Origin of the sequence: Mesorhizobium sp. M7A.F.Ca.US.005.03.2.1 (assembly GCF_003997795.1) — a bacterium.
GTDB classification, from domain to species: Bacteria; Pseudomonadota; Alphaproteobacteria; order Rhizobiales; family Rhizobiaceae; genus Mesorhizobium; species Mesorhizobium ciceri.
On sequence record NZ_RZRP01000282.1, the window covers coordinates 1 to 7,048 of the forward strand.

8 protein-coding genes are annotated in these 7,048 nt (G+C 63.9%); 3 read left to right on the forward strand and 5 right to left on the reverse strand.

Features of this window, described 5'->3' with window-relative positions; genetic code table 11:
* A partial coding sequence (locus tag EN991_RS17000) for a glutamine synthetase family protein (protein WP_206519212.1) occupies positions 1 to 919 on the reverse strand: 919 nt, incomplete at its 3' end.
* Between the two features lie 11 nt (positions 920 to 930).
* Positions 931 to 2,310, reverse strand: a complete 1,380-nt coding sequence (locus tag EN991_RS17005; protein WP_127369174.1) for an aspartate aminotransferase family protein — start codon at positions 2,308 to 2,310, stop codon at positions 931 to 933.
* A gap of 155 nt (positions 2,311 to 2,465) precedes the next feature.
* Here EN991_RS17005 and EN991_RS17010 point away from each other — a divergent pair, with 155 nt between their 5' ends.
* Positions 2,466 to 2,918, forward strand: a complete 453-nt coding sequence (locus EN991_RS17010) for a hypothetical protein (RefSeq protein WP_127369175.1) — start codon at positions 2,466 to 2,468, stop codon at positions 2,916 to 2,918.
* A 6-nt stretch (positions 2,919 to 2,924) separates the two neighbouring features.
* Here EN991_RS17010 and EN991_RS17015 read toward each other — a convergent pair whose 3' ends face one another.
* Together EN991_RS17015 and EN991_RS17020 are read right to left on the reverse strand one after the other, a co-directional pair.
* Positions 2,925 to 3,899: a WD40 repeat domain-containing protein gene (locus EN991_RS17015; RefSeq protein ID WP_127369176.1), complete on the reverse strand. Its 975-nt coding sequence runs from the start codon at positions 3,897 to 3,899 to the stop codon at positions 2,925 to 2,927.
* A 253-nt stretch (positions 3,900 to 4,152) separates the two neighbouring features.
* Complete coding sequence (locus EN991_RS17020) at positions 4,153 to 5,208, reverse strand: GTP-binding protein (protein ID WP_127369177.1); 1,056 nt, start codon at positions 5,206 to 5,208, stop codon at positions 4,153 to 4,155.
* Between the two features lie 199 nt (positions 5,209 to 5,407).
* Between EN991_RS17020 and EN991_RS17025 the strand changes: the two genes are divergently transcribed.
* A complete protein-coding gene (locus tag EN991_RS17025; protein WP_127369178.1) occupies positions 5,408 to 6,154 on the forward strand; it encodes an intradiol ring-cleavage dioxygenase in 747 nt (248 codons plus the stop codon).
* A 211-nt stretch (positions 6,155 to 6,365) separates the two neighbouring features.
* Complete coding sequence (locus EN991_RS17030) at positions 6,366 to 6,836, forward strand: MarR family winged helix-turn-helix transcriptional regulator (RefSeq protein ID WP_127369179.1); 471 nt, start codon at positions 6,366 to 6,368, stop codon at positions 6,834 to 6,836.
* A 24-nt stretch (positions 6,837 to 6,860) separates the two neighbouring features.
* Here EN991_RS17030 and EN991_RS17035 read toward each other — a convergent pair.
* On the reverse strand, positions 6,861 to 7,048 hold a 188-nt coding region (locus EN991_RS17035), incomplete at its 5' end, for a helix-turn-helix domain-containing protein (RefSeq protein WP_127369180.1).

The window sequence follows — 7,048 nt, forward strand, 5'->3', positions numbered from 1 at the left end:
CGCCGAGCCCTTGCAGCAGCGGCAGCGACCAGCTCTCGCCGCCGGCTTCGGCAAAGACGTTTCGGCCGGCTCTGTCCTGCAGCGAAACATGGAAATGCATGCCCGAGCCGGCGTATTTCTCGATCGGCTTGGCCATGAAGCAGGCGGTGACGCCGTGGCGGCGCGCCTGCGCCCGCACCAGCCGCTTAAGCATGACCAGGTCGTCGGCCGCCCGCATCACATCCTTGCGGTAGTTCAGCGTCAATTCGTACTGGCCGGGCGCATATTCGGAAATGACCGTCTCGGCCGGAATGCCTTGCGCCTTGGCTGCGGCATAGATGTCGGAGAACAGCGGCTCCATGCCGTGCAGATGGTCGACGGAATAGACTTCCGTCTTGCCCGAGACGCGGCCGTCGAGCACGGCGCGCGCCGGCTGCACCTTGCCGTCGGCATCGCGCTCATTGGCCAGCAGGAAGAATTCAAGTTCGAAGGCGCCGGCCGGATAGAGGCCCTTGGCCGCCAGGATGTCGACTTGCCGAGCCAACGCCAGCCGCGGATCCGACGACATCGGCCGGCCGTCGAGCATGTACATCGCCATCAGCAGCTGGCCACGCGGCGGGCTCGTGCCGTAGAGCGGCACCAGCGTACCGGGGATCGGCCATGCCCTGAGATCGCCGTCGCCGGTCGTCCAAATCAACCCGGTCTCGTGCACATCCTCGCCGGTGATGTCGAGGCCCAGGATCGAGATCGGCATATGGCGGCCGCCCTCGAAGATGCTCTTCAGCTCATGCCGGCGCACGATCTTGCCGCGGCCGACGCCATTGGCGTCGGTCAGCACGATATCGAAGGCTTCGATCTCGGGATGGGCGTCGAGAAAGGCTTGCGCCTCGGCGGATGTCGAGCCCGAAGGTGAGGTCATTATGGCATTGGGATGGTCCATCGCCGCTTGTCTCATGCCGCAAGCTTTGCCGCAACCGCGCCGAAGGCGGTGATCAGCCGGTTAACCTGGGTCGCAGTGGTCGCCGGCGAGATCAGCATCATGTTGTGGAAGGGTGCGATCAGCACGCCGCGATTGACCAGCGCGACATGGATGGCGGCCTCCAGTTCCGGCGCATGCGCCACTTCCGCCTCGGCGCCATTGCGCAGCGGACCGGGCGCGCAGATGAACTCGACGCGGGCGCCGACACGGGAAACATGCCAGGGCAGGCGATAGCGATCGATCACGCCGGTCAACCCGGCATCGAGCCGCCGCGCCAGGTGATCCATGCGGTCATAATTTTCCGGCGTCATTACCTCTTCAAGCGCGGCGCGCATCGCTGCGAACTGCAGCGGGTTGGCCGAGAGCGTCGTGCCCATGCCGGAATAGCCCGGCTCCTTGGTCCTGTTGTAGTCCGCGTAGCGCGAGGCGACGTCGTCGCTCATGCCCCAGACACTGGCCGGCACGCCGCCGGCGATCGGCTTGCCCAGGACGAAGAAGTCCGGGTCGAGACCATATTTCCTCGTGTAGCCGCCGGGGCCGGTCGAGATCGTGTGCGTCTCGTCGATCAGAAGCAGTGTGCCGGCTTGGCGTGTCAGTTTGCGCAGGGCGTCATGGTAGCCCGGATCGGCAAGCACCATGCAGGAGTTGGTCAGCACCGGTTCGGCGATGACGCAGGCGACGTCCTTATCCCCAAGCGCGGCTTCGAGTGCTGAGATATCGTTGAACTCGATGACCTTGGCCGTACGGGTCAGGTCGCGGAATTCCCCCGCCAATCCCGGCCGGTTGACGGGCTTGCCGTCGATCAGCCGCACCATCGTCTCGTCGACCGAGCCATGGTAGCAGCCGTTGAAGACAAGGATCTTCTCCCGGCCGGTGACGGCTCGGGCGACGCGCAGCGCAAAGCGGTTGGCGTCGGTCGCCGTCGTCGCGATCTGCCAGAACGGCAGGCCGAAGCGCTGCTGCAGCAGCGGCCCGATGGCGAGCGCATCTTCCGAAGGCAGCATATAGGTCAGGCCACGTCCGGCCTGGCGGCGGATGGCGCGCGCCACCGGCGGCGGCGAATGGCCGAACATCGAGCCGGTGTCGCCAAGGCAGAAATCGTCGAGCTTGTTTCCGTCGATGTCGGTGATCGTGGCGCCCTTGGCGCTGTCGACCAGGATCGGGAACGGCGTCGGCCAGTCGTTCATCCAGTGCATCGGCACGCCGCCGAAGAAGCCGGGCAGGCCGTTGCCGACCTTCGCCTGAGATTGCGGCCGCGCCTTGCGGAAGGCTGCCCCCTCGGTCTCGCGCAGATCGGCAATGCGGTCGCGGCCGATGCCGCCGATGGACGTCTTGGACATATCGCTGTGCATGAAAACCCCTCTGGTCGATTCCTCTTAGCCAATCCGTGTCTGCATCCGCAATTGGCCGCGCATCTGTCCTGCGTTGGCTCAGCCTTTGGCGGCGGCGCTTGACCGTGCTGCCGAAGTCGGCGCCAATATGAGCGGAAATTGAGGGGGGAGGGGTAATGAGGACGGTCATCTGTGTGGCGATGCACCTGTCGTTGGCGAGCGCGGCCTTCGCGTCGGGCGGCATCTGGTGCTCCACCGACGACACGGCGGCGACATTCGAGGTCGAGGCCGGCGTCACCAGAGGCATGGGCGGGCCGACCTTCAACTTTCGCGGCAACCTCGAAATTCTGAGCCGGCCTGCCAGCGACAGCCTGCGCAAGACCGTGTTTGAGGATTCCAACCTGACGCAGTACTGGCTCGACGGCAAGGAATTGCGGCTGAACATCTATCGTGAGCACGAGGCCGCGCAAAAGATCAACTCGGTCGAACTGACGATCCTGACCAGGACCAGCGACGAAGGCGTCTACGACGGGAGCTATACGCTCTTCATCTACGACGCCGCGGCGGATACGGACCAGGACGGCAAACCGGTTGAAATCAGCGGCAAAGTGTCGTGCGGAGCGGAGTGAGCGGGGTCAGGCCGTGATGTCGATGACGCCGCAGTCGCCTGCCGCGCTGCCGAAGGCGACGCGGCGTTCTTCCTTGTCCCACATCATCGAGGTGATGGCGCCCTTGCCCGGCCGCCGCAACAGCACTTCCTTGGCGTCGGCAAAACGCACCGCCATCACCATGCCGTCATCATAGCCGACGGCGACGACATCCTGGCTCGGGTGACAGGCGACAGCCGTCACCATGGCGTTGCCGCGCGTGCCGAGTTCCAGCGGTGCCTTGCCCATCGGCCCGTCCTTGCCGGAAAACGGCCAGACGATCGCCGCCGGCGCGCCGGAACTCGCCAGCCACTTGCCCTTCACGCTCCACGACAGGCTTTTGACCTTGCCGGGATAGCCGGTCATGCGCATGTGCTTGCCGTCGGCGAGCTTCCAGCCGTGCAATGCGTTTTCTTGCATGGTGGTGACGAGGAAGGCGCCATCCGGCGAGAAGGTGATGCCGGTATGGGCGCCGGCCCATTCGAGTTCCACGGGCTTGCCCTCGGCGGCCGGGAAATGCAGCGTCGCGCCATTGTAGCGGGCGACGCCGAAGCGCATGCCCTTGGGCGAGAAGGCCAGCCCCTCCACCGAACGCGGATGGACGAATTCCCTGGTCTTGCCGTCGGCGAAGCGCACGAAGGCAGTCTTGCCTGAGGCATAGGCGATGGCGCCTTGCGACCCGGCGGCAACGCTGGTGATCCACTTCCTGGCCGCGCTTGCCAATTCCGTGGCCTCGCCGCCCGTTTTCACGGCAAACACCTTGCCGTCCTCGCCGCCGGTGATCAGCCGGTCATTGGCCGCATCATGGAAGGCGGCGAGCAGCCCGTCATTGGCCTGAACCGTCTTGTGGCCATGGTCGAGCCGATGGATGGCGCCGTCGGCCATCGCGAAATGCGGCACGTCGCCGAGAAAGACGGCGGCGATGCAATGGCCTTCGAGGTCTAGGGGGGCGACTGTGGGCATCAGGGAACCATTCCAATGAAGTTTGTTGCCATCCCCGGGAAGTCGCCAGCGCGGCCAGGTGTGGCGCCAACCTTCTCCCCTTGTGGGAGAAGGTGGATCGGCGCGCAGCGCCGAGACGGTTGAGGGGTGTTGGACGGATCGCCGTCGGTGCCCAGCTGGAGCACCCCTCATCCGACCGAGCTTCGCACGGCCACCTTCTCCCACAAGGGGAGAAGGACAGAAGGGGCAGCGCTAGCGTTATAAGGCTTGGAAATCAAGCCGCCTGGCAGGCGTCAAAACTCTTCTTCAGCCGCTCGGCGTCGAGTTCCCTGCCGATGAACACCAGCCGGCTCTCGTGCTTTTCGCCGTCTTTCCAGGCGCGCTGATGGTCGCCTTCGATGATCATGTGCACGCCCTGGATGACATAGCGCTCGTCGTCGCCCTTGAGCGCGATGATGCCTTTCAGCCGCAGGATGTTGGGGCCTTCCATCTGGGTGATCTTCTCGATCCAGGGGAAGAATTTCTTCGGATCCATCTCGCCGCCGCGCAGCGACACCGATTGCACCGTCACGTCATGAATGTCCGAAGCATGCGCGTGATGGTGGTGGTCGTGCCCGTCATGATCATGGTGGTGGTGATCGTGGCCGTCGTGGTCATGATGATCGTGATCGTCATGCGCCTCGAGGAAGTGCGGATCGTTTTCCAGTGCCCGGGACAGATCGAAAGCGCCGCGGTCGAGTACTTCGGTCAGGTCGACGCCGGCGCGGGTGGTACGATGGATCTTTGCCGCCGGATTGATGGCGCGGATCGTTGCCTCGACCTTGGCGACTTCTTCTGACGTGACGAGGTCGGTCTTGTTGAGCACGACGACGTCGGCGAAGGCGATCTGGTCCTCGGCTTCCCTGGAATCCTTGAGCCGCAACGGCAGGTGCTTGGCGTCGACCAGCGCCACCACCGCGTCAAGCCTGGTCTTGGAGCGCACATCGTCGTCCATGAAGAAGGTCTGCGCCACCGGCACCGGATCGGCGAGCCCGGTGGTCTCGACGACGATGGCGTCGAAGCGGCCGGGGCGGCGCATCAGGCCCTCGACGACACGGATCAGGTCGCCGCGCACCGTGCAGCAGACACAACCATTGTTCATCTCGTAGATTTCCTCGTCGGATTCCACGATCAGATCGTTGTCGATGCCGATTTCACCGAACTCGTTGACGATGACGGCGTAGCGCTTGCCGTGGTTTTCCGACAGGATGCGGTTGAGCAGCGTCGTCTTGCCGGCGCCGAGATAGCCGGTGAGAACGGTTACGGGGATTTGCGTCTGTGCGTCGCTCATGGCTTGCCTCGAAAGTGCTGGGCCGCGAAAGATCCGGCCCTCAAAAGGGATTGTCGGTTCCATATAGGATGTGTGCCGGGCTTTTGCACGGGGCAAACCGATGGGCCAAACCGGCTTGCTACAATACCGGATTTTGGCTGGCGAAAGCCGCTGTGATTGCCTAGCTCGGGATGCGGAAGATCAATTTGAGAGGCAAGATATGTCCGGCAAGCCATCCTCCTTCTCATTGAGCCGGCGCCAGGCGCTCGGGTTGATCGCGGTCACCGCCGGAGGTGGTGCCTTCCTGCCGGCCTCGGCAATGGCCGCTCAATCTTCGGCTGCCCAGGCTTCACCCTATGCCGGACTGGCCTTGTTCGAAAACGGCGCCGGTGTCTGCACCATTACGCCTGAAGTGACCGAGGGACCGTTCTATTTCGACCCGAAACTCGAACGTGCCGATGTCACCGAAGGCAAGAAAGGTATTGCCCTTGACGTCCGGCTGCAGGTTGTCGACGTGGACTGCCGCCCACTTGCCGGCGCCCGCGTCGATATCTGGCATTGCGACGCGCAGGGCGCCTATTCCGGCTATCCCGGACAGGGTGACGGCCGCGACGTCGACACATCGGGCCAGACCTTCCTGCGTGGTTGGCAGAAAACCGATGCAAGCGGCATCGTCTCCTTCGCCACGATCTATCCCGGCTGGTATCGCGGCCGCACCACCCACATCCATTTCAAGGTCTTCCCCGACGACAGGTCGGTGATGACCGGCCAGTTGTTCTTCCCCGACAGCCTCAGCGAGCAGATCTTCACCTCTGTCGCGCCCTACAATGACCGGCCCGGCAAGCGCGACACTTCAAACGCCGATGACGGCATCGCCAGGCGGGCAGGACCGCAATCGCAGGCTGCGCTGCGCGAGTTGGAGGATGCCTATCAGGCGCTGATGATCGTGGCGGTGAAGCCCGGCTGAGCGTTCCCTCACGCACCTTGTCAGCGGCGAAAACTCCGGTCACGAATTCGTTTGTCATCTAACTGAAATAAACATCTGGCATTAGCACGGCGGACACCACAATGCTTGCCGGCAAAGCTGTTTGAAGCGCCGGAATCTTTTTGATCGTCGATTGCCAACCGGCCGGCTGCCTCTATGCTGCCCGCACCGGTACGGCCGAAGAGGGAAGACCATGGCCAAGGCGGACAAGACTGCGACAATGAGCCGGCTGCATTCCGCGGCAAGGCTGGCAAGGACGGCGCTGGCTGCCCGGCTTCTGGCGCACGGCTTCTATGCCGGCCAGGACCAGATCATGCTGGCGCTCGACCGTGAGGACGGCCAGACGCCGGGCAATCTTGCCGGACGTCTCGGCGTGCGCCCGCCGACGATCACCAAGACCATCAACCGGCTGCAGGCCCAGGGTTTCCTGGAGAAGCGCACTTCTGAAGCCGATGCCCGCCAGGCCCACATCTTCCTCACCGATACAGGCCGCGACATCATCCACGCCATCGAGAAATCGGTGAAGAAGACCGAAAAGCAGGCGCTGAAGGGCCTCGACAAGAAGGACCAGAAGTCGCTGTTCAAACTGCTTGCCCGCATCGAGGCCAACCTCTCGAACGAGGAACTGGTGCTCATCGACGACGACGCCGAGTCGGACGACTGACCGGCGGATTGTCGCGGCAGGCGATCAAGCCGCCGCGGCAGAGCCCTGGATCAGCGACGACCAGCGTCCCGGTGTCATGCCGAACGCCTTCTTGAAGTGCCTGATGAAATGGCTCTGGTCGCTGAAGCCGGCTTCGACTGCGATCTGCGCCAACGGTTCGCCGGCGGCGATCATCCGCCGCGCACGCTGAAGCCGGCGCATCACCAGCTGTC

Coding starts and splice junctions, on each gene's coding strand:
- EN991_RS17005 (WP_127369174.1), bottom strand. CDS start 2,310: ATGCACAGCGATATGTCCAAGACGTCCATCGGCGGCATCGGCCGCGAC.
- EN991_RS17010 (WP_127369175.1), top strand. CDS start 2,466: ATGAGGACGGTCATCTGTGTGGCGATGCACCTGTCGTTGGCGAGCGCG.
- EN991_RS17015 (WP_127369176.1), bottom strand. CDS start 3,899: ATGCCCACAGTCGCCCCCCTAGACCTCGAAGGCCATTGCATCGCCGCC.
- EN991_RS17020 (WP_127369177.1), bottom strand. CDS start 5,208: ATGAGCGACGCACAGACGCAAATCCCCGTAACCGTTCTCACCGGCTAT.
- EN991_RS17025 (WP_127369178.1), top strand. CDS start 5,408: ATGTCCGGCAAGCCATCCTCCTTCTCATTGAGCCGGCGCCAGGCGCTC.
- EN991_RS17030 (WP_127369179.1), top strand. CDS start 6,366: ATGGCCAAGGCGGACAAGACTGCGACAATGAGCCGGCTGCATTCCGCG.